20 protein-coding genes are annotated in these 24,413 nt (G+C 71.8%); 16 read left to right on the top strand and 4 right to left on the bottom strand.

The window, feature by feature from the left end; genetic code table 11:
- Positions 1 to 129: 129 nt before the first annotated feature.
- Complete coding sequence (gene acs, locus ABEA82_RS10480) at positions 130 to 2,085, bottom strand: acetate--CoA ligase (RefSeq protein WP_345661121.1); 1,956 nt, start codon at positions 2,083 to 2,085, stop codon at positions 130 to 132.
- A gap of 255 nt (positions 2,086 to 2,340) precedes the next feature.
- On the opposite strand from acs, the gene ABEA82_RS10475 reads away from it, so the two are divergent.
- Positions 2,341 to 2,955 (top strand): RNA polymerase sigma factor, encoded by a 615-nt coding sequence (locus tag ABEA82_RS10475; protein WP_345661120.1) that lies wholly within the window; start codon positions 2,341 to 2,343, stop codon positions 2,953 to 2,955.
- Positions 2,952 to 3,608, top strand: coding sequence for a hypothetical protein (locus ABEA82_RS10470; protein ID WP_345661119.1), 657 nt, complete (start codon positions 2,952 to 2,954; stop codon positions 3,606 to 3,608). Before ABEA82_RS10475 ends, ABEA82_RS10470 begins: the two co-directional genes overlap by 4 nt.
- A gap of 148 nt (positions 3,609 to 3,756) precedes the next feature.
- Here the strand turns inward: ABEA82_RS10470 and ABEA82_RS10465 are convergent, their stop codons facing one another.
- Positions 3,757 to 6,126, bottom strand: a complete 2,370-nt coding sequence (locus tag ABEA82_RS10465) for a bifunctional SulP family inorganic anion transporter/carbonic anhydrase (protein ID WP_345661118.1) — start codon at positions 6,124 to 6,126, stop codon at positions 3,757 to 3,759.
- A 295-nt stretch (positions 6,127 to 6,421) separates the two neighbouring features.
- Here ABEA82_RS10465 and ABEA82_RS10460 point away from each other — a divergent pair, with 295 nt between their 5' ends.
- Positions 6,422 to 7,702 carry a polysaccharide deacetylase family protein gene (locus tag ABEA82_RS10460; protein WP_345661117.1) on the top strand — a complete coding sequence of 427 codons (1,281 nt, stop codon included), beginning with the start codon at positions 6,422 to 6,424 and terminating at the stop codon, positions 7,700 to 7,702.
- A gap of 247 nt (positions 7,703 to 7,949) precedes the next feature.
- Positions 7,950 to 8,774, top strand: coding sequence for a Fic family protein (locus ABEA82_RS10455; protein WP_345661116.1), 825 nt, complete (start codon positions 7,950 to 7,952; stop codon positions 8,772 to 8,774).
- A 383-nt stretch (positions 8,775 to 9,157) separates the two neighbouring features.
- Here the strand turns inward: ABEA82_RS10455 and ABEA82_RS10450 are convergent, their stop codons facing one another.
- Entirely contained in the window at positions 9,158 to 9,991 is an 834-nt protein-coding gene (locus ABEA82_RS10450; protein WP_345661115.1) for an HAD family hydrolase, read from the bottom strand.
- A gap of 573 nt (positions 9,992 to 10,564) precedes the next feature.
- Here ABEA82_RS10450 and ssd point away from each other — a divergent pair.
- The 7 genes from ssd to ABEA82_RS10415 all read left to right on the top strand — a co-directional run bounded on the left by ssd (position 10,565) and on the right by ABEA82_RS10415 (position 15,663).
- Positions 10,565 to 11,677: a septum site-determining protein Ssd gene (gene ssd / locus ABEA82_RS10445; RefSeq protein WP_345661114.1), complete on the top strand. Its 1,113-nt coding sequence runs from the start codon at positions 10,565 to 10,567 to the stop codon at positions 11,675 to 11,677.
- Positions 11,674 to 12,975 (top strand): TadA family conjugal transfer-associated ATPase, encoded by a 1,302-nt coding sequence (locus ABEA82_RS10440; RefSeq protein ID WP_345661113.1) that lies wholly within the window; start codon positions 11,674 to 11,676, stop codon positions 12,973 to 12,975. The genes ssd and ABEA82_RS10440 overlap by 4 nt, the downstream gene beginning before the upstream one ends.
- The gene (locus ABEA82_RS10435) at positions 12,959 to 13,831 is read left to right on the top strand and encodes a type II secretion system F family protein (protein WP_345661112.1); all 873 of its coding nucleotides are present in this window, start codon (positions 12,959 to 12,961) and stop codon (positions 13,829 to 13,831) included. The genes ABEA82_RS10440 and ABEA82_RS10435 overlap by 17 nt, the downstream gene beginning before the upstream one ends.
- A complete protein-coding gene (locus tag ABEA82_RS10430; protein WP_345661111.1) occupies positions 13,828 to 14,616 on the top strand; it encodes a type II secretion system F family protein in 789 nt (262 codons plus the stop codon). The genes ABEA82_RS10435 and ABEA82_RS10430 overlap by 4 nt, the downstream gene beginning before the upstream one ends.
- Before the next feature lie 72 nt (positions 14,617 to 14,688).
- On the top strand, positions 14,689 to 14,898 hold the full coding sequence (locus tag ABEA82_RS10425) for a DUF4244 domain-containing protein (protein ID WP_345661110.1): 210 nt from the start codon (positions 14,689 to 14,691) through the stop codon (positions 14,896 to 14,898).
- Positions 14,885 to 15,250, top strand: a complete 366-nt coding sequence (locus tag ABEA82_RS10420; protein WP_345661109.1) for a TadE family type IV pilus minor pilin — start codon at positions 14,885 to 14,887, stop codon at positions 15,248 to 15,250. Before ABEA82_RS10425 ends, ABEA82_RS10420 begins: the two co-directional genes overlap by 14 nt.
- Positions 15,247 to 15,663, top strand: a complete 417-nt coding sequence (locus ABEA82_RS10415) for an Rv3654c family TadE-like protein (RefSeq protein WP_425588505.1) — start codon at positions 15,247 to 15,249, stop codon at positions 15,661 to 15,663. The genes ABEA82_RS10420 and ABEA82_RS10415 overlap by 4 nt, the downstream gene beginning before the upstream one ends.
- Here ABEA82_RS10415 and ABEA82_RS10410 read toward each other — a convergent pair.
- A complete protein-coding gene (locus ABEA82_RS10410; protein ID WP_345661108.1) occupies positions 15,605 to 18,142 on the bottom strand; it encodes a DEAD/DEAH box helicase in 2,538 nt (845 codons plus the stop codon). The genes ABEA82_RS10415 and ABEA82_RS10410 overlap by 59 nt on opposite strands.
- Positions 18,143 to 18,221: 79 nt before the next feature.
- On the opposite strand from ABEA82_RS10410, the gene bldG reads away from it, so the two are divergent.
- The 5 genes from bldG (at position 18,222) to ABEA82_RS10385 (ending at position 24,409) form a co-directional block, all read left to right on the top strand.
- Positions 18,222 to 18,563, top strand: a complete 342-nt coding sequence (gene bldG / locus ABEA82_RS10405) for an anti-sigma factor antagonist BldG (protein WP_003991900.1) — start codon at positions 18,222 to 18,224, stop codon at positions 18,561 to 18,563.
- Between the two features lie 135 nt (positions 18,564 to 18,698).
- Positions 18,699 to 19,136, top strand: coding sequence for an ATP-binding protein (locus ABEA82_RS10400; protein WP_345661106.1), 438 nt, complete (start codon positions 18,699 to 18,701; stop codon positions 19,134 to 19,136).
- A gap of 273 nt (positions 19,137 to 19,409) precedes the next feature.
- The gene (locus tag ABEA82_RS10395; RefSeq protein ID WP_345661105.1) at positions 19,410 to 21,815 is read left to right on the top strand and encodes a sodium-translocating pyrophosphatase; all 2,406 of its coding nucleotides are present in this window, start codon (positions 19,410 to 19,412) and stop codon (positions 21,813 to 21,815) included.
- Between the two features lie 194 nt (positions 21,816 to 22,009).
- The gene (locus tag ABEA82_RS10390) at positions 22,010 to 22,594 is read left to right on the top strand and encodes a small secreted protein (protein ID WP_345661104.1); all 585 of its coding nucleotides are present in this window, start codon (positions 22,010 to 22,012) and stop codon (positions 22,592 to 22,594) included.
- 285 nt (positions 22,595 to 22,879) lie between these two features.
- Positions 22,880 to 24,409 (top strand): DUF7059 domain-containing protein, encoded by a 1,530-nt coding sequence (locus ABEA82_RS10385; protein ID WP_345661103.1) that lies wholly within the window; start codon positions 22,880 to 22,882, stop codon positions 24,407 to 24,409.
- The last annotated feature ends 4 nt before the right edge of the window (positions 24,410 to 24,413 follow it).

Below are 24,413 nucleotides of genomic sequence, written 5' to 3'. Positions count from 1 at the left end.
TAGTTTAGGTAACCATAGGGCTGAGCGCACGCCAGGACTTTCACCAAGGACGCCACGAGGGCACCCGGCGTGCTGCCTGCCGGGTGCCCTTCGCCTGTTCTGCTATGCCTGACAGCCCTCGCTGCCTGATCAGTCCTCGCTGGGCGCGGCGGGCAGCTTGCTCTGGATGAGGTCCATGACGGTGGAGTCCGTCAGCGTGGTGACGTCACCGAGCTGGCGGTTCTCGGCGACGTCCCGCAGCAGCCGGCGCATGATCTTGCCGGAGCGGGTCTTGGGCAGCTCGGCCACCGGCAGGATCCGCTGGGGCTTGGCGATCGGGCCGAGGGTGTTGCCGACGTGCGTGCGCAGCTCGGCGACCAGATCCTCGGTCTCGGCGGCCGTACCGCGCAGGATCACGAAGGCGACGATCGCCTGCCCGGTCGTCTCGTCCGCCGCACCGACCACGGCCGCCTCGGCGACCGAGGGGTGGGAGACGAGCGCGGACTCGACCTCCGTGGTGGAGATGTTGTGGCCGGAGACGAGCATGACGTCGTCGACCCGGCCGAGCAGCCAGATGTCGCCGTCGTCGTCCTTCTTGGCGCCGTCACCCGCGAAGTACTTGCCCTCGAAGCGCGACCAGTAGGTGTCGATGAACCGCTGGTCGTCGCCCCAGATGGTGCGCAGCATCGACGGCCACGGCTCGGTCAGCACCAGGTAGCCGCCACCGCCGTTCGGCACCTCGTTCGCCTCGTCGTCGACGACCGTCGCGGAGATGCCGGGCAGCGGCGTCTGGGCCGAGCCGGGCTTGGTCGCGGTGACGCCCGGCAGCGGGGTGATCATCATCGAGCCGGTCTCGGTCTGCCACCAGGTGTCGACGACCGGGGTGCGGTCGCCGCCGATGTTCTTGCGGTACCAGATCCATGCCTCGGGGTTGATCGGCTCGCCCACCGACCCCAGCACCCGCAGGCTGGACAGGTCGAACTTGGCGGGGATGTCGTCGCCCCACTTCATGAACGTGCGGATCGCGGTCGGCGCGGTGTAGAGGATCGTCACGCCGTACTTCTGCACGATCTCCCAGAAGCGGCCCTGGTGCGGCGTGTCGGGCGTGCCCTCGTACATGACCTGCGTCGCGCCGTTCGCCAGCGGGCCGTAGACGATGTACGAGTGGCCGGTGACCCAGCCGACGTCGGCGGTGCACCAGTACACGTCGGTCTCCGGCTTGAGGTCGAAGACGGCGTGGTGGGTGTAGGCGGTCTGGGTGAGGTAGCCGCCGGAGGTGTGCAGGATGCCCTTCGGCTTACCCGTGGTGCCCGAGGTGTAGAGGATGAACAGCGGGTGCTCGGCGTTGAACGCCTGCGGGGTGTGCTCGGCGGACTGCCGCCCGACGACGTCGTGCCACCAGACGTCGCGGCCCTCGGCGAAGGCGACCTCCTGGCCCGTGCGGCGCACGACCAGGACGTGCTCGACGATGCCCGCCTTCTCCACCGCCTCGTCCACGGCCGGCTTCAGCGCGGACGGCTTGCCGCGCCGGTAACCGCCGTCGGAGGTGATGACCACGCGCGCGTCGGCGTCCTTGATGCGGGTGGCGAGCGCGTCGGAGGAGAAGCCGCCGAAGACGACCGAGTGCGCGGCGCCGATGCGGGCGCAGGCCAGCATCGCGATCGCCGTCTCGGGGATCATCGGCATGTAGACGGCGACCCGGTCGCCGGCCTGAACTCCCAGCTCCAGCAGCGCGTTGGCCGCCTTGGAGACCTCGTCCTTGAGCTCGGCGTAGGTGATCGCGCGGCTGTCGCCGGGCTCGCCCTCGAAGTGGATGGCGACGCGGTCGCCGTGCCCGGCCTCCACATGCCGGTCGACGCAGTTGTAGGCGACGTTGAGTTCGCCGTCCTTGAACCACTTGGCGAACGGCGGGTTCGACCAGTCGAGGGTCTCGGTGGGCTCCTTGGCCCAGGTCAGCCGACGGGCCTGCTCGGCCCAGAAGCCGAGCCTGTCAGCCTTGGCCTGTTCATACGCCTCCGCGGTGACGTTGGCGTCAGCGGCCAGGTCGGCGGGGGGTTCGAACCTGCGCTCTTCCTTCAAGAGGTTGGCCAGGCTTTCGTTGCTCACGACATCTCCCGTTCTCAGGGTTGTCCGCTGTGTCCCGTGCCACAGCTCATCAGACCGGGCGGCCCGATGACAAGGGCCGACGGATTATTGGTTTAGACCTCTTTGCGGGGCATTTACGCAGGCCGTCCGCCCGTGGCGCGCGGCGGCCCGGTCATTCCTACCCACGGACGCCGACCGGACCGGGTTCAGCCTCTGTAACGCCCTTCACACGTCGGCCCAATTACAGGTGAAGCGCACCGACGAAAGGACAGGCGAGTGGACGGCATACGGGGCGGGCCCGCGGCGGCGGCCCACGACCCCCAGCTCTTCGAAGAGTTCTACCGGCGCCACGTGGACGCCGTGATGTCTTTCGTGGCCCGGCGTGTCGCCGACGTCCACACCGTGGCGGACCTGACCGCCGAGGTCTTCCTCGCGGCCCTCGACTCGGCCCACACCTATCGCCCCGGCCGAGGTGACGAACGGGCCTGGCTGTACGGCATCGCGCGCAACATCGTCTCCTCCGAGCGCCGCCGGATCGCACGTGAGACGGCGCGTGACGTCCGTATCTCGGGGCGCCGGTTGCTGGAGCCCGACGACATCGCGCGGCTGGAGGACAAGCTCGACGCCGAGAGCCCGGGGCGCCGGGCGCTGGCCGCGCTGGAGCGGCTGCCGGACGGTGAACGGGCCGTCGTCGAACTCGTCGCCGTGGACCAGCTCACGGTCACCGAGGCCGCCGCGGCGCTCGGCATCCGCCAGGTCACGGCCCGGGTGCGGCTGCACCGGGCCCGCAAGGCCCTGCGGGCGGAGGCGGATCCGGCGACGGAGACCCCGCCCCGCCCGTCCCTGTCGTACGTCACCGGCGGAGCCGGAGGAACCGGAGGAGAGGCGTGACCACGAAGACCACGTTCGAGGACCGGCTGCTGGCCGAGCTGCGGCACGAGATCGAGATGCGCGAGGCCGCCGCTCCCGACTGGGCCGCCGCTCCCGCCCGTGCTGCCGCTCCGCGCCGCGCCCCGTTCGCGGGGGTGCTGACGGGGGTGCTCACGGGGCGGCGGCTCGCCCTGGCCGCGGGTGCCTGTGCCGTGGCCGGGCTGGTGCTGGTGCTCGTGCCGGGGTCACCGGCCGAATCACCGGCGTACGCGGTGGAGCGGCACGGCGACGGCAGCGTCACACTCACCCTCACGAAGATCGCGATCGGTGAGAAATCCCAGCGTCAACTGGCCGAACGCCTGCGTGCCGAGGGCATCCACGTGACCATCGACGACCTCCCCTTCGGTCACTACTGCGCGCAGCCACGCGGCAAGATGCTGTCGGGCAGCGTGGCACGGGGATTCATCGGGGAGCCCCCCGAGGAGGGCTCCGTCCCCGTCGGCGGTCCGACCGACCCGGCCTTCCACCGCCAGTGGCAAGTCACCCTGCACCGGGGCGATTCCCTGGGTATCGAGAACACCAGCCGCAAGGACGGCAAGCCCGGCCACAACAGCGAGGCGTTCTACGCGGTCAAGGGCGAGATCAAGCCCTGCGAGCCGGAGTCCCAGGGCTGAGGCTGCGGCGGGCGGCGGGCGGCGGGCGGCGGGCGGCGGGCGGCGGGCGGCGTACGGGGGTCGCCGCTCGCCTACGCCTGATCGGCCCTGGACAGGGGCCACCGGGTGTGGCCCGCCGCGGCCGGCTGCCGTGCGGCGGGCTGCCCGCTCACGCCGGCTGGTCGGCCTCCCGGACATGGTCGAACACTCGGTCCCCGTCCACCTCGGTGAGCAGGTAGGCCTGGGCCTCGCCCACGTGGAAGTACATGCCCTGCAGCTCCAGCTCGCCCTCCCGCAGGGCGCGGGCGACCGAGTCGTGAGCACGCAGGTGCTCCAACTGCTGGACCACGTTGGTCAGGCAGAGCTGCTCGACCGAGTCGGCGGGCGGGCGTCCGCCCAGCCGGGTCGGCTGCCGGCTGCCGTCGCCCATGTGCTCCAGGCTGGGCAGCCCGTGCCGCAGCCACCGCTTGAGCGGCGTCTGTGCACCGCCGGGCTCGGAGCTGAGCAGCGCCTGCATGGCTCCGCACCCCGAGTGCCCGCACACCGTGATGGACCGCACCTGGAGCACGTCCACGGCGTACTCGATCGCGGCCGCCACCGAGTCGTCGCCGCTCTCCTCCCCCGGCAGCGGGACGAGGTTGCCCACGTTGCGCACCACGAACAGGTCGCCCGGACCACTGGAGGTGATCATCGACGTGACCAGTCGTGAGTCGGCACAGGTCAGGAAGAGCTGCGAAGGCTGCTGCCCTTCGCGAGCCAGCCGCGCCAGCTCGCCGCGCACCAGGGGCGCGGTGTTGCGCTGGAACGCGCTGATGCCACGCGCCAGTTCGTGCCCGCCGGCGGTGCCGGTGCCCGTCGGGTCCGGCTCGGAGCGGTCCGTCCCGTCCGGGGCGTTCCCGGAGGGGAGAGCGGACTGGGGGCGTTCGCACTGGTGGTTGCGCCAGGGTGTCCAGGGACGGCAACGGCAGCCGGGGGAGGCGTGGGGCTCGGAGATGCGTGTGCCGGGGTGCCGGCCGGCGATCTCGACCTTGCCTCCCTGCGCGGTGTGCGTCTTCTGCCAGTCCTGCAAGGTCTCGTACGCCGCGTGGTCCATGAACGAACCGTCCAGCTCGACGACCGTGTCGGCGCCGTGGGGTACGAGATGCAGGGCCCGGCTCAGCCGTGGCACCGCGAGGAACGTCAACTGTCCTCTGACGTGTACGTGATGGACTCCTTCCTTCTCCTCGTGCGTGATGCGGGTGCGGGTGAGGCGGTGCAGGGCGACGCCGACCGCCATGGCGATGCCGAGCGCCACGCCCTGGAGGACGCCGAGGAAGACGACGCCGAGGGTCGTGACGGCGTAGACCCATACTTCGCGGTGGCGCGTCACCGTGCGGATGTGGTGCAGGGACACCATCTGGATGCCGACGGCCATCACCAGGGCGGCGAGCGAGGCGAGCGGGATGAGCTCCAGGATCGGGACCATCAGCAGCGCGGCGATCACTACGAGAACGCCGTGCAGCATCGTGGAGTTCCGGCTGACCGCACCCGAGTTCACATTCGCCGAACTGCGTACGGCGACACCGGCGATGGGCAGCCCGCCGAGCGATCCGGAGACGATGTTGGCGGCGCCCTGGCCCAGCAGTTCGCGGTCGAGGTCGGAGCGCCCGACGTGGGCGGACAGGCCCGGCCGGCCGGCCACCAGCTTGTCCACGGCGACCGCGCCGAGCAGCGACTGCACACTGCACACCAGCGTGATGGTGAGCACCGCGGCGACGAGGCCGAGCCCGGGGCCCTCGGGCAGCCCGGCCAGGGCGTGGTTGCTCCAGGACGGCAGGTCGACCTTGGGCAGGCGGAGGCCGGCGAGGGCGGCGGCCGCGGTGGCTCCGGCGACGGCGACGAGTGCCGCCGGGACCTTGCGCAGCAGGCGCCCGGCCCGGCCGGGCAGCCTCGGCCAGAGCAGCAGCAGCGCCAGCGTCAGCAGGCTCACCGACACGGCCGACGGGCGCATGTGCGCCAACTGGGCGGGCAGGGAACGCAGGTTGTCGGGCACGGAGCTCTGGGGTGTGCCGCCGAGCACGATGTGCAGCTGGGCGACGGCGATGGTGACGCCGATCCCGGCGAGCATGCCGTGCACGATGGCGGGGCTGACGGCGAGGGCGCCACGCGCCACGCGCAGGCAGCCCAGGCCGAGTTGGGCGAGGCCGGCGAGGACCGTGATGGCGCAGGTCGTCCGCCAGCCGTAGCGCTGGATGAGGTCGGCGGTGACGACGGTGAGTCCGGCGGCCGGTCCGCTCACCTGGAGCGGGGAGCCGCCGATCCGCCCGGCGACGAGCCCGCCCACCGCGGCGGCGACGAGGCCGGCCTGGAGGGGCGCGCCGGTGGCCAGGGCGATGCCCAGAGACAGGGGCAGGGCGATCAGGAAGACCGCGATCGAGGCCGACACGTCGGCACCCGCGATCCGGAATCGCCGGGGGCCGCTCGGCGGCGGGCTGTGGGGTGGATGGGTGCGCTCGGTCCGGTTCGGATCGGCGGCGCGTGTGGGGACGCAGGCTGACATGGTTTCCCGTCTCCTCCGGGGCTGCGCGGTCGCGTGACGTGGGGGTCCCGCTCGGGGCGGGGGTTCGGTCGCGGCCGTGGGTCACGGCGTAAATCGGCGGGATGAATCAACGCTCAGTAAACGGATCGTAATGCAGAGTAAAGGGCAAGCATAGACTTTACGGGCAAATGGGCGAATAAATCACCCTCAAGAGTGAAGTGGCTATTTCATCGGCTTGTCTTACTAATTCCTTCTTCGTCTCGTGCGAATTTGGCGGCGTTGTCGCACCCGAGAGAAGGAAGAAGGTGGGCGACACATGGCCACTCGCAGGATCGCCGCGGGCTCAGTGATCGCCGCGGTCTGCGCCGTATCGCTCGCCGGTTGCGCGACCGCGCCCCGGCAGGAGGCCGCCCCCGCCCCGCGGAAGCCGAAGCCGGCCCAGGCGCCGAAGAGCGTGGTCCGGCTGATCGGAGACGGCTCCACCGCCTACACCGGCGCCCAGCCCCACCTGCCCAGACCCGAGCGGCTGCGGCCCGGCCAGAAGCCACCCCAGTTCGTCGTCTTCTCCTGGGACGGAGCCGGCGAGGACAGCCAGAAGCTGTTCTCGCACTTCCGCAAGGTCGCCAAGGAGAACCGCGCGACCATGACGTACTTCCTGAGCGGTGTGTACATGCTGCCGGAGGACAAGCGCGACCTGTACCGGCCACCCCAGCACTCGCCGGGCCGCTCCGACATCGGCTTCAACGACCGCCGCGGCATCGCGGCCACCGTGCGGCAGCTGCGTCTGGCCTGGCTGGAGGGCAACGAGATCGGTACCCACTTCAACGGTCACTTCTGCGGCAGCGGCGGCGGGGTCGGCGAGTGGTCGGTGAAGGAGTGGAAGGACGAGATCACCCAGGCCAAACAGTTCGTGAAGACCTGGAAGACCAACGCCGGCATGAGGAACGCGCCGCCGCTGCCCTTCGACTACGACAAGGAGCTCATCGGCGCCCGCACGCCCTGCCTGGAGGGCCGGCGGAACTTCATCAGGGCGGCCGGCGATCTTGGCTTCCGCTACGACACCAGTGGCGTCAACGACCAGGTCTGGCCCGGCAGGAAACGAGGCCTGTGGGACCTGTCCATGCAGCTCGTGCCCTTCCCCGGCCACTCCTACGAGCAGCTGAGCATGGACTACAACTTCATGGTCAACCAGTCGGGCACCGACACCCAGGGCAACCCCGCCAAGCACGACTTCTGGGGTGACCAGATGCGCGACGGCCTGCTGAGGGGCTTCCACCGGGCTTACAACGGCAACCGCGCACCTCTGATCATCGGCAACCACTTCGAGTCCTGGAACGGCGGCACCTACATGCGGGCCGTCGAGGAGGTCATCGAAGCGGTGTGCACCAAGGAAGAGGTGCGCTGCGTTTCGTTCCGCCAGCTGGCGGACTGGCTGGACGCCCAGGACCCCAGGACGGTGGCGAGGCTGCGCACGCTGAAGGTCGGCGAGGCGCCGAGGCAGGGGTGGGCGTCCTTCCTCGCGGGGCGGCCCGCTCCGGCTCCGAGGGGCGCGCCGGGGACTTCGGGGGCTCCGGCGACTCCGGGGGCGAAGGGGTAGCCGCCGTAGGCAGTAGGCCGTTTGGGGGAGCGAGGTGGTGGTGGGGGTGGGGGGGGGCACGCGCGCGTGGAGCTGTCTCGGTGGGCGTGTGCTGTTCGCTGAGCGCCGGCCGGATCCCGCGGTGCGTGCGTTCCGTGCTCCCCGGGCGGTGGCCCGAGTGTGGTGGCCGAGTGCGGTGGCCCGAGTACCGAGTGAGGAAGGCCACTCCGTCGTGGGGCGGGGCCTCGGGCTGCGTAGGGTCGTACTCATGAGTACAGCAGGCGCGACCGCCGATCCCCTCGCGGCCCTGGGGGCGCTGCCCGGTGTGGCCGAGTCCGTGGAGTCCGTACGCAAGGCCGTGGACCGGGTCTACGGGCACCGGATCATGCGGCGGCGCAGCAACGAGATCACCTCCGAGGCGGCCCTGCGCGGCGCCCGCGGCTCGGCGGCGCTGTCCGGCGCGGACTGGGCCCTGGAGGAGGTGCGTCGGCGTACGGACTTCAGCGGGGACGACGAGGCACGTGTAGTGGGGGCCGCCCTGCGGCTCACCGCGGAGGCGGGCCAGCTGCTGTCGATCTGGCGGCAGTCGCCCCTGAGGGTGCTGGCCCGGCTGCACCTGGTGGCGGCGGCCGACAAGGCGGACCAGGTGGGGCGGCCCCGGCAGGAGGGCGAGCCGGTCGACGAGCCGCTCGTCGGGCTGCCGTTGCCCGGTGCTGCCGAGGCGCACGGCCGGCTGGAGGGGCTGGGCGGACTGGTCATCGCCGGGAGTTCCGCGCCGGCTCTGGTGACGGCCGCCGTGGTGCACGGCGAGCTGCTCGCGCTGCGACCCTTCACGTCCCACAACGGCCTGGTGGCGCGCACGGCCGAACGCATCGTCCTGGTCGGCAGCGGTCTGGATCCGAAGTCGGTCTGCCCGGCCGAGGTCGGTTACGCCGAGCTGGGCCGCGACGCCTACCTGGAGGCCCTGGGCGGGTACGTCTCCGGCACGCCGGAGGGCATGGCCGCCTGGATCGCCCACTGCGGCAGGGCGGTGGAACTCGGGGCGCGCGAGTCCACGGCGGTGTGCGAGGCGCTGCAGCGCGGAGCCGCGTGACGTCACCGGTCCGGGGCGGCCGTCACCGGTCCGGGTGGCGTATCCGCCCCTGAAGCCCGAGAACAGAAATGCGGCGGTACGAGAACTCGTACCGCCGCTGGCATGAGCATCGGGTTACCAAGCGTCCTCGATATATGCCCATCAGGTCGGGAACTTTGCCCGTCACCTGGTGCGGCTGGCCCGTAATCGACGGGTCGACGTCGCGTGGGTGCCCGGTGTTCATGCGCGGTCCGTGGGGCCAAATGCGTATTTAAGGTGATCCTCTCGGATGTCCTTGGTCTCGCGGGCCGTTGAGTCCTTTGTACTCCTGCCGTGCAGTAAGCGGAAGTCCACGCTGCACTTCTTTACTTTTGGGTTCAAATACGACTTCGGGTGGTCGCGGGTCAAGCGGCAGTGGTCCGGCGCCGGTTGGCGTACCAGACGAGGCCGGCGGTGGCCGCCGCGGCACCTATCGCGGCGACCGCGACGAGTGCCGGGCGCGGCGGTACGGAGAAAGAGGGAATGCGCTGCTTGAGTCGGACCGGTCGGTGGAAGTCCAGAATCGGCCACCCGCGCGTGAGTGCCTCGCGGCGCAGCGCGCGGTCCGGGTTCACGGCGTGGGGGCGGCCGACGGTCTCCAGCATGGGCACGTCGGTCGCCGAGTCGCTGTAGGCGTAGCAGCGGCTGAGGTCGTACCCCTCGGACGCGGCCAGCTCCCTGATGGCCTCGGCCTTGGTCGGGCCGTAGGCGTAGTACTCCACCTCGCCCGTGAAGCAGCCGTCGTCGCCCACGACCATGCGGGTCGCCACCACGCGGTCCGCGCCGAGCAGCTCGCCGATCGGCTCGACGACCTCCGCGCCCGACGTGGACACGATCACCACGTCGCGGCCGGCGGTGTGGTGCTCCTCGATGAGGGAGGCGGCCTCGTCGTAGATGATCGGGTCGATCAGGTCGTGCAGTGTCTCGGCGACGATCTCCTTGACCTGCTGCACGTTCCAGCCGCGGCACAGTGCCGACAGATACGAGCGCATGCGCTCCATCTGGTCGTGGTCGGCGCCGCCGGCGAGGAAGACGAACTGGGCATATGCGGTTCGCAAGACGGCCCTGCGGTTGATCAGACCGCCTTGGTAGAACGACTTGCTGAACGTGAGCGTGCTCGACTTCGCAATGACCGTCTTGTCCAGGTCAAAGAAGGCCGCTGTGCGGGGCAAGGAGTGGTTTTCCACGCCCCTGAGCATAGGGGCAGCCCATTCGGCGTAAGGTGGGGCGCGTGGGTTTGCCTGAGAGGGCTCTCGGGTACACCATGGAAGTCACGGATCGTTCGCGACCGTGCTAACCCGGCCCGACTCCTCCCCCCCCGAGTCGGCCGTGGGGACGACCCCCGCTCTCCCCCCCGGCGGGGGTCGTCGCATGTCCGGGTGGGTTTTCTCCCCCTCAAACGGCCGAAGCGCTGTTCCGGTGCGTCTCCGGTGAGCGGTCTTGTCATGCTCATGATTGTTTACTGTGTGTAGCTGTCGGGCTGCTCTGCGGGAGTCGCACTGAGGGGCTGCCGAGGTCACCGGTGTGGGTGAAGGCGATATTCACAACCACCGAGACGTCCACAGTTATCCACCAAGATCCACACGATTTCCGGGATCGCTGCACCGTGATTCCAGCGCACCCCGCTCGCGGCAGTTCATGGCCGGTTCCGATAGCCGGGGGCGTTCGGCCGGTTTCTGCCGACCGTGCATAGGGAGGCCGTCTTGTCGGCTCTTCCCACGTTTGGGAATCGCGGGGCCGCAGGGGCCGTGCGAGTCATGCAGCGAAGGGGGATGACGACCGTGGCCGGAACCGTCACACACGATCCGCCGCCCGCCGCCGGAGGGCGGCAGGGCGGACCGCTGATCGTCACCGAGGACAGCGAACTCCTCGACGACTTGCTGCGCCTGTGCGCGGCGGCGGGCGCGACACCCGAGGTGCACCACGGGGTGCCGGAGCGCAGAGGCAGCTGGGAGGCCGCGCCCCTGGTCCTCGTGGGCGACGACGCGGCGCGGCGCGTACGCGGGGCCGCGCGCAGAAGGGGAGTCGTCCTCGTCGGCAAGGACCAGGACGACTCCGGGGTGTGGCGGCGGGCCGTCGAGATCGGCGCCGAGCACGTGCTGATGCTGCCCGACGGCGAGCAGTGGCTGGTCGACCGCATCGCCGACGTGGCCGAGGGAGTCGGCCGGCCCGCCCTCACCGTGGGCGTCATCGGCGGCCGGGGCGGGGCCGGAGCGTCCACGCTCGCGTGCGCGCTCGCCGTCACCTCCGCGCGGGAAGGACTGCGCACCCTCCTCGTGGACGCAGATCCGCTGGGTGGCGGACTCGACGTACTCCTCGGCGGGGAAACGGCCGACGGACTGCGCTGGCCCGCGTTCGCGTCCTCCCGCGGGCGGGTCGGCGGCGGAGCCCTGGAGGAGTCGCTGCCCGAGCTGCACTCGCTGCGGGTGCTCAGCTGGGACCGGGGCGACCGGATCGCCGTGCCGCCACAGGCGGTGCGCGCGGTGCTCGCGGCGGCCAGACGCCGGGGCGGCACGGTCGTGGTCGACCTGCCGCGCCGCATCGACGACGGCGTCGCCGAGGTTCTCACCCAGCTCGACATCGGCGTGCTCGTGGTCCCGGCCGAGCTGCGGGCCGTCGCGGCCGCCGGGCGGGTGGCGTCCGCCGTCGGCATGGTGCTGCGCGATCTGCGGGTGGCGGTCCGCGGGCCCTACCCGCCGGGGCTCGACGAACGCGAGGTGGCGAGGCTGCTGGGACTTCCCCTGGTCGGCGAAGTGCCCGTCGAGCCCGGGTTGTTGCGCCCGGACGAGGACGCGGCGCCGCCCGGCGCCGTCCCGCGCGGACCGCTCGCCCGGTTCTGCAAGGAGTTCTGGGAGCGTTCCCTCGTCGAGGCGGGTGCCGCGTGAGCGCGGCGACGGGCACGGCGACCGGACTCGAGGGTGCCGGGCTGCTCGACGGGGTGCGGCGGTGGCTGGCCGAGAGCGGAGCCGAGCCGACACCCGCGCGGGTGGCGCAGGCCCTGCGGGAGCAGGGCCGGGTGCTCGGCGACGCGGAAGTCCTGGGAGCCGCCGCGCAGTTGCGGTCCGAGCTGGTGGGCAGCGGACCGCTGGAGCCGCTGCTGGCCGACCCGTCGGTGACGGACGTGCTGGTGTCGGCCCCGGACAGGGTCTGGGTGGACCGGGGCGGAGGGCTGGAACTGACGTCGGTGCGTTTCACCGACGCGGCGGCCGTACGACGGCTCGCCCAGCGCCTCGCGGCGGTGGCCGGACGCCGTCTGGACGACGCCCGCCCCTGGGCCGACGCCCGCCTGCCCGACGGGACGCGGCTGCACGCCGTGCTGCCGCCGGTGGCCGTGGACTGCGCCTGCCTCTCGCTGCGGGTCGTACGGCCACGTGCCTTCACACTCGGCGAGCTGGTCGCGGCGGGCACGGTGCCGCCGGGCGGGGACCGGGTGCTGCGCGCGCTGCTCGACGCCCGGTTGTCCTTCCTCGTCAGCGGGGGCACCGGCACCGGCAAGACGACACTGCTGAGCGCCCTGCTGGGGCTGGTCGGACCGGACGAACGGATCGTCCTCGCCGAGGACTCGGCGGAGCTGCGGCCCGATCATCCGCACGTCGTGCGGCTGGAGACGAGACCCGCCAACCAGGAGGGAGCGGGCCTCGTCACCCTCGAGGACCTGGTGCGCCAGGCGCTGCGCATGCGGCCCGACCGGCTGGTCGTGGGCGAGGTGCGCGGGCCCGAAGTGGTGCATCTGCTGGCCGCGTTGAACACCGGCCACGAGGGCGGATGCGGAACGGTGCACGCCAATGCCGCCGCCGACGTACCGGCCCGGCTGGAGGCGCTCGGCACGGCCGCCGGGCTCGACCGGGCCGCGCTGCACAGCCAGGTGGCGGCCGCCCTCTCCGTGGTGCTGCACCTCGTACGCGACCGGGCCGGACGGCGGCGGATCGCCGAGGTGCATGTGCTGGAGCGGGACCCGACGGGGCTGGTGCGGACGGTGCCGGCGCTGCGGTGGGGCGCGCAGGCCTTCGCGCGGGAGCGGGGGTGGGAGCGGCTGCGGGGGCTGCTTCGCGACCACGCGAGCCGGAGCGGGGCGGAGGAGACCGGCCCTGCGCCGGTGGCGGGGCGTGTGATGACGGGGTCCGAGGGGGCCCGCGTGACGAAGTGGACCGAGAGGGAGCCGACTGATGGCGGGGGTGGCTGAGATGTCGATGGGTGCGGCAGTGGCGTGCATGGGGGCGGCAGCCTGGCTGCTGGGGGAGCGGAACTCGGTGGCGCGCCGGGCGCGGCTGCTGCTCGCGGGCGGCGGGGCCGTCGGGAGCGGGCCGCCCGGGTCGTGGTGGATGACCGGTCGGCTGCGGCGCGTTCGTGGGCGGCTGCGGGCCGAGTGGTGGGCGCCGGTGGCCGGGCTGGTGCTGGCGGTGCTCGGGGCGTCGGTGCTGCCGGCCGTCCTGGGGGTGGCCGGGGTGCCGCTGGTGCGGCGGGCCCGGCTGGCCGGTCGGGCCCATCGGGACCGGGAGCGCCGGGCCGATGCGGTGATCGCGCTGTGCGGGGTGCTCGCCGGGGAGGTGCGGGCCGGACGCCAGCCGGGTGAGGCGCTGCTGCGGGCCGCGCGGGACTGCGGCGGGCTCGCGGACGCACAGGCGACGGTGCTGGCGGCGGCGCGGTTCGGCGGCGACGTGCCGCGTGCGCTCGCGACCGCAGCGCGGCAACCGGGCGCGGAGGGGCTGCGGGGACTCGCGGCCTGCTGGCGGGTGGCCGTGGACCAGGGGGCGGGCCTCGCGGCCGGACTCGACCGGCTCACCGCCGCCCTGCGCGCGGAACGGGACCAACGCTCGGACCTGCGCGCCCAGTTGGCGGGCGCCCGCACCACGGCCGTGATGCTCGCCGGGCTCCCGGCCCTCGGGCTCCTCATCGGCACGGCCCTGGGCGCCGATCCTCTCCATGTCCTGCTGCACACCACGGCGGGCCTGGGCTGCCTGGTGGCCGGTGGGGCGCTGGAGGGTCTCGGCCTGTGGTGGGTGCTGAGGATCGTGCGGGGTGCGGAGGCGGCGGCATGAGCGCGGAAGTTATCCACAGGCTGGGGGTGATCGTGGGGATGCTGCTGAGCCTCGTGTGGACGGTGCGGAGGCTGGTGGCGGCGCGGCGCCGCCGGAGGCTGCGGCGCAGGCTGGCCGGGCTGTCGGCCCGGGAAGCGGCCGCTCCCGTCCCGCGCCTCGCGTTACGGGGTGCGGCGCGGAGATGGCTCCCTCCCGTCGGCGTGGCGTGCGCCGGGTGGGCGCTGGTCGGAGGGCTCGCCGGTGTCGCGGTGGGACTGGGCGGTGCGGCGGGGATGTGGCGATGGCGACTGCGGCAGGAGGCGGCCGGTACGGACGCCCGGGCACCCGATCTCGCCGAGGCGGCGCGGCAACTGCCCCTGGCCGCCGACCTGCTGGCCGCCTGCATCGCCGCGGGCGCCGGCCCGGTGATCGCGGCGCGGGCGGTGGGCGAGGCCCTGGGCGGCCCGGTGGGCGAGGCGCTGGTCCACGGTGCGGCGGAGGTGCGGCTGGGCGGTGAACCGGGTTGTGCATGGCGGAGCTTGGCCGCCGTCCCGGGTGCCGACGGCCTGGCCCGGCTGCTCGAACGGGCCGGTGTGTCGGGACTGCCCGCCGCCACACCGGTCGCACGGCTCGCCGCCGAGGCCCGCGCCGACCGGTGCCGCGCCGCGACGGCCAGGGCACGCCGAGCGGGCGTCATGGTCAGCGCACCGGTCGGGCTGTGTTTCCTGCCGGCGTTCATCGCGGTCGGAGTGCTGCCCGTGGTGATCGGACTCGCGGGCGGGGTGCTCGGAGGGGGTGGTGGCTGAGGCGGACACGGGTCGGCGAGGCAAGTCAGCGACAGACAGCAGAGGTTCGAACTCTTTCCTACGGGGGTCGAGATGTATCAGGTGGTACGGGCACGGCTGCGCGCCCTGGTGTGCGGAATGCGTGCGGCACGGAGGGACGCGGGGATGGTCACCTCCGAGTACGCGGTGGGCATCGTCGCCGCGGTGGCGTTCGCGGTGGTGCTCTACAAGGTCGTCACGAGCGGTGCCGTCGGCGCGGAGCTGCAGGGCATCGTGCAGGAAGCCCTCAATGCGCGGATGTGAGCGGGGCGCGGACCGGGGGTTCGTCACGGCGGAGTCGGCGGTCGTGCTGCCCGTCCTGGTGATGTTCGCGATGGCGCTGGTCTGGGGGCTGCTGGCCGTGGCCGCCCAGATCCAGTGTGTGGACGCGGCACGGACGGGCGCCCGCGCGGCGGCCCGCCAGGACCCGCCCGGCACGGTGGTGCGGCTGACCCGCGAGGCGGCACCGCCCGGTGCGAAGGTCACCGTCAGCCGGGGCGCGGAACACGTCCGGGTGGTCGTCGTGGCCGAGCCGCCGGTGCTGCACGGGCTGCCGTTCGCCGTGCGCGAGGAGGCGGTGGCGTCGGTGGAGGAGACAGTGGGGGTGGGCACGTGAGACGGCGGGCGGCGGTGCGGGGCCGGGACATACGACGCCGAGTGCGGCCAGGCGCCGCCTCCGACCAGGGGTCGGCCACCGTGTGGAGCGTCGGGGCGATCGCCGTGCTGTGCGTGGTGTTCGGCGTCGTCCTCGCGCTCGGGCAGGCCGTGGTGCTCCGGCACCGGGCGGCGGGCGGTGCGGATCTCGCGGCGCTCGCGGCGGCGGACCACTGGGCCGAGGGCGGTCCGGCGGCCTGTGCCCGGGCCGGCCGGGTGGCCACGGCTCAGGGCGTTCGGCTGGTGCGGTGCGAGGTCGTCGGTGAGATCTCGGACGTGACGGCGGCCTCGGGCCGGGGGCCCTTCACGGCGGAGGTCAGGGCACGGGCGGGGCCTCCGACGGACCGGCCGGGCCTCCCGTCGCCTGCACCGTAGCCTCATCCGCCTCGTCGGCTGCCTCCTTCTCCTCCGGAGCCCCTTCCAGCAGCACCGTGAGCAGCCGCACCGCCCCCCTCTTGTGCAGCGGGTCGTTGCCGTTGCCGCACTTGGGGGACTGGATGCAGGAGGGGCAGCCCGCGTCGCACTCACAGGAGGCGATGGCCTCACGGGTGGCGGTCAGCCAGGTGCGGGCGGTGTGGAAGGCGCGCTCCGCGAAGCCCGCGCCGCCCGGGTGGCCGTCGTAGACGAAGACCGTGGGCAGGAGCGTGTCGGGGTGGAGCGGGATCGACACACCGCCGATGTCCCAGCGGTCGCAGGTCGCGAAGAGGGGCAGCAGGCCGATCGACGCGTGCTCGGCGGCGTGCAGGGCGCCGCCGAGGATCTCCGGGTTGATCCGGGCCCGGTCCAGCTGGTCCTCGGTGACGGTCCACCACACCGCCCGGGTGCGCAGCGTACGAGGAGGGAGGTCGAGCTTCGTCTCACCCAGCACTTCACCGGTGATGAGCCGTCGGCGCAGGAAGGAGACCACCTGGTTGGTGACCTCGACGGACCCGTAGCACAGGCGGCCGTCGCCCCAGGGGATCTCGACGTCCGTCTCCAGGACGGAGATCGACGTCGTGTCGCGGGCGACCGTGGAGTAGGGCGGGGCCGCCTCCTCGACGAGGGCGACGGAGTCCTCCAGGTCCAGGGAGCGCACCAGGTATGTGCGGCCCTGGTGGAGGTGGACCGCCCCTTCGTGCACCGTCGAGTGGGAGGCGCCCGCGTCGACCGTGCCGAGCAGCCGGCCGGTGCCGGTCTCCACGACCTGGACGGGCCGCCCGCCCGCGCCGCGGATGTCGGCGAGGTCGGCGGCGCGCTCGCGGCGGGTCCAGTGCCACGCCCTGGTGCGGCGGCGCAGCAGCTTCGCGGCCTCCAGCTGGGGCAGCAGGGCCTCGCAGGCCGGGCCGAACAGATCGAGGTCCTCGTCCGTCAGGGGCAGCTCCGCCGCGGCCGCGCACAGGTGCGGGGCCAGTACGTACGGGTTGTCGGGGTCGAGGACGGTCGACTCGACGGGCTGGTCGAACAGGGCCTCCGGATGGTGGACGAGGAAGGTGTCCAGCGGGTCGTCGCGGGCGACCAGGACGGCGAGGGCGCCCTGCCCCGACCGTCCGGCCCGGCCCGCCTGCTGCCACAGGGAGGCGCGTGTGCCCGGGTAGCCGGCGATGACGACCGCGTCGAGGCCGGAGATGTCGATGCCGAGTTCGAGGGCGTTCGTCGCGGCGAGGCCCAGCAGTTCACCCGAATGGAGGGCGCGTTCGAGCGCGCGGCGCTCCTCCGGGAGATAGCCGCCCCGGTACGCCGCGACACGCCGGGCCAGCGACCGGTCGACCTCGGACAGGCGCTCCTGGGAGATGACGGAGATCAGCTCGGCGCCGCGCCGGGACCGTACGAAGGCGACCGAACGCACGCCCTGCACCGTGAGGTCGGTCAGCAGGTCGGCGGCCTCGGCCGTGGCCGTGCGGCGGACGGGAGCGCCCTTCTCGCCGTGCAGGTCGGTCAGCGGCGGCTCCCAGAGGGCGAACACCAGTTCACCGCGGGGTGAGGCGTCGTCGGCGACCTCCACCACCGGCAGACCGGTCAGGCGGCCGGCGGCCACCGCCGGTTCGGCGGCGGTCGCCGAGGCCAGCAGGAACACGGGCGAGGCGCCGTAGCGGGCGCACAGGCGGCGCAGCCGGCGCAGCACCTGGGCGACGTGCGAGCCGAAGACGCCGCGGTAGGTGTGGCACTCGTCGATGACGACGTACCGCAGTGACTTCAGGAAGGAGGACCAGCGGGGATGGGACGGCAGGATGCCCCGGTGCAGCATGTCCGGGTTGGTGAGGACGTAGTTGGCGTACTGACGGATCCACTCGCGTTCCTCGAACGCGGTGTCGCCGTCGTACACGGCGGCGCGCACCGAATGGCCCAACGGATGTGAAAATTCCTTCACGGAGCGGCACTGATCCGCCGCAAGGGCCTTGGTCGGGGCCAGGTAGAGGGCGGTCGCGCCCCGCCCGTTGGGGGCCTCGGCGCCGTCCAGAAGGGTGGACAGGACCGGCACCAGATAGGCGAGGGACTTGCCGGAGGCGGTGCCGGTGGCCACGACGACCGATTCGCCGTCCAGGGCGTGCTCGGCCGCGCGTGCCTGGTGGGCCCAGGGGTCTTGGATGCCCGCGGCCTGCACGGCGGCGACGACCTCGGCGCGGATCCGGTCCGGCCAGACGGCATGCCGACCCTCGCGCGGGGGCAAGTGCTCCGTATGAGTAATGCGCGAAGCCCTGCTTGGGCCGGATGCGAGCCGGTCCAGGACCGCGCCCGGCGCGGGCCGGGAGACGGGGTCCGCCGGGCGTCGATCGGATCGGTGATTCTTGGCCATCGGCACCGAGTGTGTCACTGGAGTGACGGACAATGGAGCCAAGGCGTCGTGCACGCCTGCCGGTAAGTGATTGAATGCCATCGCGGCTGGCGAAGCGTCCAAGGGCTGAAGCCGAGATGCCCCGAGGGCGACCGCTCGATAGCAAGGTGCTGGAGGATCCGTGGACCTGTCCCTGTCGACCGAAACCATGGGCGATCGCACGATCGTCAGGGTCGGTGGCGAAATCGACGTATATACCGCGCCCAAGCTGCGCGAGCAGTTGGTCGAGCTGGTGAACGACGGCAGTTTCCACCTTGTCGTCGACATGGAGGGCGTGGACTTCCTCGACTCCACCGGACTCGGCGTACTGGTCGGCGGCCTGAAGCGCGTGCGGGCCCATGAGGGCTCCCTGCGCCTGGTCTGCAACCAGGAGCGCATTCTGAAGATCTTCCGCATCACCGGCCTCACCAAGGTGTTCCCGATTCACACCTCGGTCGAGGAAGCGGTGGCGGCGACCGACTGACCACCGGACCCGGGCCCTCGCGCCCGGGTCGGCCGATGTGCGGCAAGAGTTCGGCAGAAGTGAAGACCGAGGGGGCCCGGGCTTTCGGCGGCCCGGAGCCCCTCGACAGCACGCCCGTAGTTGCGAGGGGGATGCATGGCCACCGTTGAGCTCCGCTTCAGCGCGCTGCCCGAGCACGTCAGGACCGCCCGGCTGGTGGCGGCAGCGGTGGCGCGCAGGGCCGGAGTGGACGAGGCCGTCCTCGACGAGGTCAGACTCGCCGTCGGCGAGGCCTGCACCCGGGCCGTCGGACTGCACCAGACCGGCGGGATCTCGGCACCGGTCAAGGTGCTGCTGATCGAGGAGGAGAAGCAGTTCTCCATCGAGGTCGGCGACGAGGCGCCGCACGCGGTCCCGGGAGAGCGCGCCGACGGCGCCGGGCCCGGTGACCCCGACGGCGAGGCCGAAGAGGACGAGATGGGCCTCGCGGTCATCAGCGGACTCGTCGACGACGTCGAGGTCAGCGCGGGAGAACACGGCGGTTCGATCAAGATGACCTGGCCGACCACACCGCCGCCGACCATCCTGGTCTGACCGGCCACCACCCACAGCGTTACCGACGAAGGGCCCCACCCGTGGGGCCCTTCGTCGTGTGCGGTTGTCGGTGGCCGCCTTTACAGTGGGTGCTGTGCTGTTCATCGCGTGAATTCGTTCACGATCATTCGCGTGCTCCACGGCCGGTTGAGAATGCTTTCAGGGCATTACCTCAGAAGGCTAATTCCGTTTATCGCGCTCTGTTTTGATCAGGTTCCGGTACCTAGAATCCCGTCCACATCTTGAGCTCAGCCCAAGCGTCAAGGAGGACGAATGGCGGGGCTTTCCCTCTCACAACAGTCGGGCCATCCCACAGACCTCGCAGCCGCCGTACTGACCGACGGCAACCGCGTACTCATCGCGGTCATCGCGGTCGTAGCCCTTGCGGCGCTCGTGGTCGCGGGCGTCCTGGTGCGCCAGGTACTCGCGGCCGGCGAGGGCACCGACAGCATGAAGAAGATCGCGGCGGCGGTCCAGGAAGGCGCGAACGCCTATCTGGCACGTCAGCTGCGCACACTCGGCGTATTCGCCGTGGTCGTCTTCTTCCTGCTCCTGCTGCTTCCCGCGGACGACTGGAATCAGCGGGCCGGACGTTCGGTGTTCTTCCTGATCGGAGCGGCGTTCTCGGCAGCCACCGGCTATATCGGCATGTGGCTCGCCGTACGCAGCAATGTGCGCGTCGCCGCGGCGGCGCGTGAAGCCACCCCGGCGGCAGGCGAGCCGGAAAAGGATCTGACCACCGTCTCGCACAAAGCGATGAAGATCGCATTTCGCACGGGCGGTGTGGTCGGCATGTTCACCGTGGGCCTCGGCCTGCTGGGCGCCTCCTGTGTGGTGCTGGTGTACGCGGCCGACGCGCCGAAGGTGCTCGAGGGCTTCGGTCTCGGGGCCGCGCTGATCGCGATGTTCATGCGTGTCGGCGGTGGCATCTTCACCAAGGCCGCCGACGTCGGCGCCGACCTGGTCGGCAAGGTCGAACAGGGCATTCCGGAGGACGATCCGCGCAATGCCGCGACCATCGCCGACAATGTGGGCGACAACGTCGGCGACTGTGCGGGCATGGCGGCCGACCTCTTCGAGTCGTACGCCGTGACCCTGGTCGCCGCGCTGATCCTCGGCTCGGCGGCCTTCGGCGACGCGGGGCTCGGCTTCCCGCTGCTCGTGCCGGCGATCGGGGTGATCACGGCGATGATCGGCATCTTCGCCGTGGCCCCCAGGCGCACCGACCGCAGCGGCATGAGCGCCATCAACCGCGGGTTCTTCATCTCCGCGGTGATCTCGCTCGTGCTGGTGGCGGTGGCCGTCTTCGTCTACCTGCCGGGGAAGTACTCCGAGCTCGACGGTGTCACCGACGCCGCGATCCAGGCCAAGGACGGCGACCCGCGGATCCTCGCGCTCGTCGCGGTGGCCATCGGCATCGTGCTCGCCGCGCTGATCCAGCAACTGACCGGCTACTTCACCGAGACCACCCGACGGCCGGTCAGAGACATCGGCAAGACCTCGCTGACCGGTCCGGCCACCGTCGTCCTCGCCGGTATCTCCGTCGGCCTGGAATCCGCCGTCTACACCGCCCTGTTGATCGGCCTCGGCGTGTACGGGGCGTTCCTGCTCGGCGGTACGTCGATCATGCTGGCGCTGTTCGCGGTGGCCCTGGCTGGCACCGGCCTGCTCACCACGGTCGGGGTGATCGTCGCGATGGACACCTTCGGGCCGGTCTCCGACAACGCGCAGGGCATCGCGGAGATGTCCGGCGACGTCGAGGGCGCGGGCGCGCAGGTGCTCACCAACCTGGACGCGGTCGGCAACACCACCAAGGCGATCACCAAGGGCATCGCGATCGCCACGGCCGTGCTCGCGGCGGCGGCGCTGTTCGGCTCGTACCGGGACGCGATCTTCACCGGCGCTCGGGACGTGGGCGAGAAGCTCAGCGGGGAAGGCGCCCCGATGAGCCTGATGATGGACATCTCCCAGCCCAACAACCTCGTGGGTCTCGTCGCGGGAGCGGCGGTCGTCTTCCTCTTCTCGGGGCTGGCGATCAACGCCGTGTCGCGATCGGCGGGTTCCGTGGTCCTCGAGGTCCGCAGGCAGTTCCGGGAGAAGCCCGGGATCATGGACTACAGCGAGAAACCGGAGTACGGCAAGGTCGTCGACATCTGCACCAAGGACGCGTTGCGCGAGCTCGCGACCCCGGGTCTGCTGGCCGTGATGGCGCCCATCTTCATCGGGTTCACTCTCGGCGTCGGGGCGCTCGGCGCGTATCTGGCGGGCGCGATCGGCACCGGCACGCTGATGGCGGTGTTCCTCGCCAACTCCGGCGGAGCCTGGGACAACGCCAAGAAGCTCGTCGAGGACGGCCACCACGGCGGCAAGGGCAGCGAGGCGCATGCGGCGACCGTGATCGGCGACACGGTCGGTGACCCCTTCAAGGACACCGCCGGTCCCGCGATCAACCCGCTGCTGAAGGTCATGAACCTGGTGTCGCTGCTCATCGCGCCCGCGGTGATCAAGTTCTCCTACGGCGCGGACAAGAGCGTCGGGGTGCGGATTCTGATCGCGGCGCTCGCGTTCGTCGTGATCGCCGGCGCGGTGTACGTGTCAAAGCGGCGCGGAATCGCGATGGGTGACGAAGACAACGCCGAGTCGGAGCCCAAGTCGGCCGACCCGGCGGTGGTTTCGTAGGGAGGTCCTCCGAGCCCCAGCTCAAGGTGCGGGCGGGCGGCGCGCGTTGGCGTGCCGCCCGCCCGCTCTGTGCCGTCACGCGATCACACCGTGAGCCTTCTCTCGCTTGGTGCAAAAGGTTACGAAAAGGTCTTAATAGACCACCGGCGTGGGGCTGCCGTGCCTCTGGCGTGTATGTTCCGGGGCCGAGAGCCATGGAAGGGACCAAACCGGTGAACAAGAAGCTCGCGGCCGCACTGTCCGGCGGTGCGGTACTGGTACTGGCGCTGTCGGGGTGTGGCGGCGACGACAACGAGAAGCTGGACTCCTGGGCCAAGGAGGTCTGCGACGCGGTGCAGCCGCAGGCCAAGAAGATCGAGTCGGCCAATGCCTCGATCCAGAAGGAGACCTCGGACAACAGCAAGCCGGCGGACGTCCAGAAGACCGACGCGAAGGCTTTCCAGGACATGTCCGACGCCTACAAGGCGATCGGGTCCGCGGTGACCAAGGCCGGGGCGCCGGACGTCGAGAACGGCGAGAAGAAGCAGCAGAACGCGGTCAAGGAGCTCAACTCGATCTCCGCCGCCTACGCCTCCCTGAAGAAGCAGGTCGACGACCTCGACACCAAGGACCAGGGCAAGTTCGCGGACGGTCTCAAGGACATCGCCACCGAGCTCGACAAGCTCGGCAAGAGCGGGAACGACGCGCTCCGGACCCTGGAGGAGGGCGAGGTCGGCCAGGCGATGTCCCGCCAGTCCAGCTGCAAGGCGGCGACGGCTCCGGCTTCGACGCAGGGCTGAGCGGGCGCGGGCGGCCGCGCCGACTCCCGTGAAGGACCAGCGTGTGCCGGCTGTGACCGATGAGCCGCAGGGGGCTGCTGTGGGCTGCTGTGATCGATGCTGCTGTGATCGACGGCGGTGGTGACTCTGTGGGGCGAGGGTGACTGCCGGGTTCGAGAGTGACCGCCGGTCCGGGCAGCGGGGGCGCGCACGCACCCGGCACGGGCGCGTGCTACCCGGTACGGGCACGTGGGATACCCGGGCACGGGCACGTGCGCTACCCGCTCCGGCGGACACAATGGGGGCGTGAGTAACGCCAGCCAGTCACCCCTGCCCCCGCTGCCCTCCTCCGACCGCCCCGAGGTCGCCGCCCGGCTGAGGGACGCCCTGCTCGCGGCCTCCTTCACCGCCGACGGACTGCTCGAACTGCTCGGCGCCCCCGCGTACGCGGCACTGGCCCGGAGCGAGACCGTGCCCGCGCTCCGGGCGACCCGCGGGGACACTCCGCTGGAACTGCTCGTCCGGCTGTTCCTCCTCCAGCAACCCGTGCCGCACGCGCGCGTGGCGGACGTCCTGCCCGTCGACGCCTGCCTGGAGAGCGGCTGGCTGACGCGTGGCGGCGGGGGCGAGCTCGCCGCCACGGTGGACGTCCGGCCGTACGGCGGGCCCGACGGCGAGGACTGGTTCATCGTGTCGGACCTGGGCTGCGCGGTCGGCGGCGCCGGCGGGATCGGCCGGCGGGACGAGGGAGTCGTCCTGGGAGTCGGCGGCGCCTCGACGACACTCGCCGGCATCACCGTCCGCAGGCCCGTCGCCGCCGCGCTCGACCTCGGCACCGGCTCCGGCGTCCAGGCGCTGCACGCCACCCGGCACGCCACGCGCGTGACGGCCACCGACCTCAACCCGCGCGCGCTGCACATCACCGCCCTGACACTGGCGCTGTCCGGTTCCCCGGCCGCCGATCTGCGCGAGGGCTCGCTCTTCGACCCGGTCCGGGACGACGAGACGTACGACTTGATCGTCTCCAACCCGCCGTTCGTGATCTCGCCCGGTGCCCGCCTCACCTACCGCGACGGGGGCATGGGCGGGGACGATCTGTGCCGCACGCTCGTATCTGAGGCGGGGGAGCGGCTGAACGAGGGCGGGTTCGCGCAGTTCCTCGCCAACTGGCAGCACGTAGAAGGGGAGGACTGGCAGGAGCGGCTCCGGTCATGGGTGCCGCGCGGCTGCGACGCGTGGATCGTGCAGCGCGAGGTGCAGGACATCAACCAGTACGCCGAGCTGTGGCTGCGGGACGCGGGCGACCACCGCGAGGACACGGCGGAGTACCAGGCGCGGTACGACGCATGGCTCGACGAGTTCGAGGCGCGCAAGGTGAAGGCCGTCGGCTTCGGCTGGATCACCCTGCGCAAGACCGGCTCAGCCGTGCCCTCCGTCACGGTGGAGGAGTGGCCGCATCCGGTGGAGCAGCCGCTCGGCGACACCATCCGGGCCCATTTCGACCGGGTCGACTACCTGCGCGACCACGACGACGCCGCCCTGCTCGCAGGACGCTTCCGGCTCGCCGCCGAGGTCGTGCAGGAGCAGGTCGGGCTGCCCGGCGCTGAGGACCCCGAGCATGTCGTGCTGCGCCAGAACCGCGGCATGCGCCGGGCCACCCGGGTGGACACCGTCGGCGCGGGTTTCGCGGGCGTGTGCGACGGCAGCATGAGCGCCGGCGTCATCCTGGACGCCATCGCCCAGCTGGTCGGCGAGGACCCGGTCCTGCTGCGCGACCGCACACCGGCGCAGATCCGGCTGCTGGTCGAGCAGGGGTTCCTGGAGGCGGCCCGCTGACAGG

Origin of the sequence: Streptomyces venetus (genome assembly GCF_039540295.1) — a bacterium.
Lineage (GTDB): Bacteria > Actinomycetota > Actinomycetes > Streptomycetales > Streptomycetaceae > Streptomyces > Streptomyces venetus.
Note: the sequence above shows the minus strand (reverse complement) of the source record. Positions and strands in the feature narration are given on the sequence as shown.

Coding starts and splice junctions, on each gene's coding strand:
- ABEA82_RS10465 (WP_345661118.1), bottom strand. CDS start 6,126: ATGTCAGCCTGCGTCCCCACACGCGCCGCCGATCCGAACCGGACCGAG.
- ABEA82_RS10460 (WP_345661117.1), top strand. CDS start 6,422: ATGGCCACTCGCAGGATCGCCGCGGGCTCAGTGATCGCCGCGGTCTGC.
- ABEA82_RS10455 (WP_345661116.1), top strand. CDS start 7,950: ATGAGTACAGCAGGCGCGACCGCCGATCCCCTCGCGGCCCTGGGGGCG.
- ABEA82_RS10450 (WP_345661115.1), bottom strand. CDS start 9,991: ATGCTCAGGGGCGTGGAAAACCACTCCTTGCCCCGCACAGCGGCCTTC.
- ssd (WP_345661114.1), top strand. CDS start 10,565: ATGACGACCGTGGCCGGAACCGTCACACACGATCCGCCGCCCGCCGCC.
- ABEA82_RS10435 (WP_345661112.1), top strand. CDS start 12,959: ATGGCGGGGGTGGCTGAGATGTCGATGGGTGCGGCAGTGGCGTGCATG.
- ABEA82_RS10430 (WP_345661111.1), top strand. CDS start 13,828: ATGAGCGCGGAAGTTATCCACAGGCTGGGGGTGATCGTGGGGATGCTG.
- ABEA82_RS10425 (WP_345661110.1), top strand. CDS start 14,689: ATGTATCAGGTGGTACGGGCACGGCTGCGCGCCCTGGTGTGCGGAATG.
- ABEA82_RS10420 (WP_345661109.1), top strand. CDS start 14,885: ATGCGCGGATGTGAGCGGGGCGCGGACCGGGGGTTCGTCACGGCGGAG.
- ABEA82_RS10410 (WP_345661108.1), bottom strand. CDS start 18,142: ATGGCATTCAATCACTTACCGGCAGGCGTGCACGACGCCTTGGCTCCA.
- ABEA82_RS10400 (WP_345661106.1), top strand. CDS start 18,699: ATGGCCACCGTTGAGCTCCGCTTCAGCGCGCTGCCCGAGCACGTCAGG.
- ABEA82_RS10395 (WP_345661105.1), top strand. CDS start 19,410: ATGGCGGGGCTTTCCCTCTCACAACAGTCGGGCCATCCCACAGACCTC.
- ABEA82_RS10390 (WP_345661104.1), top strand. CDS start 22,010: ATGGAAGGGACCAAACCGGTGAACAAGAAGCTCGCGGCCGCACTGTCC.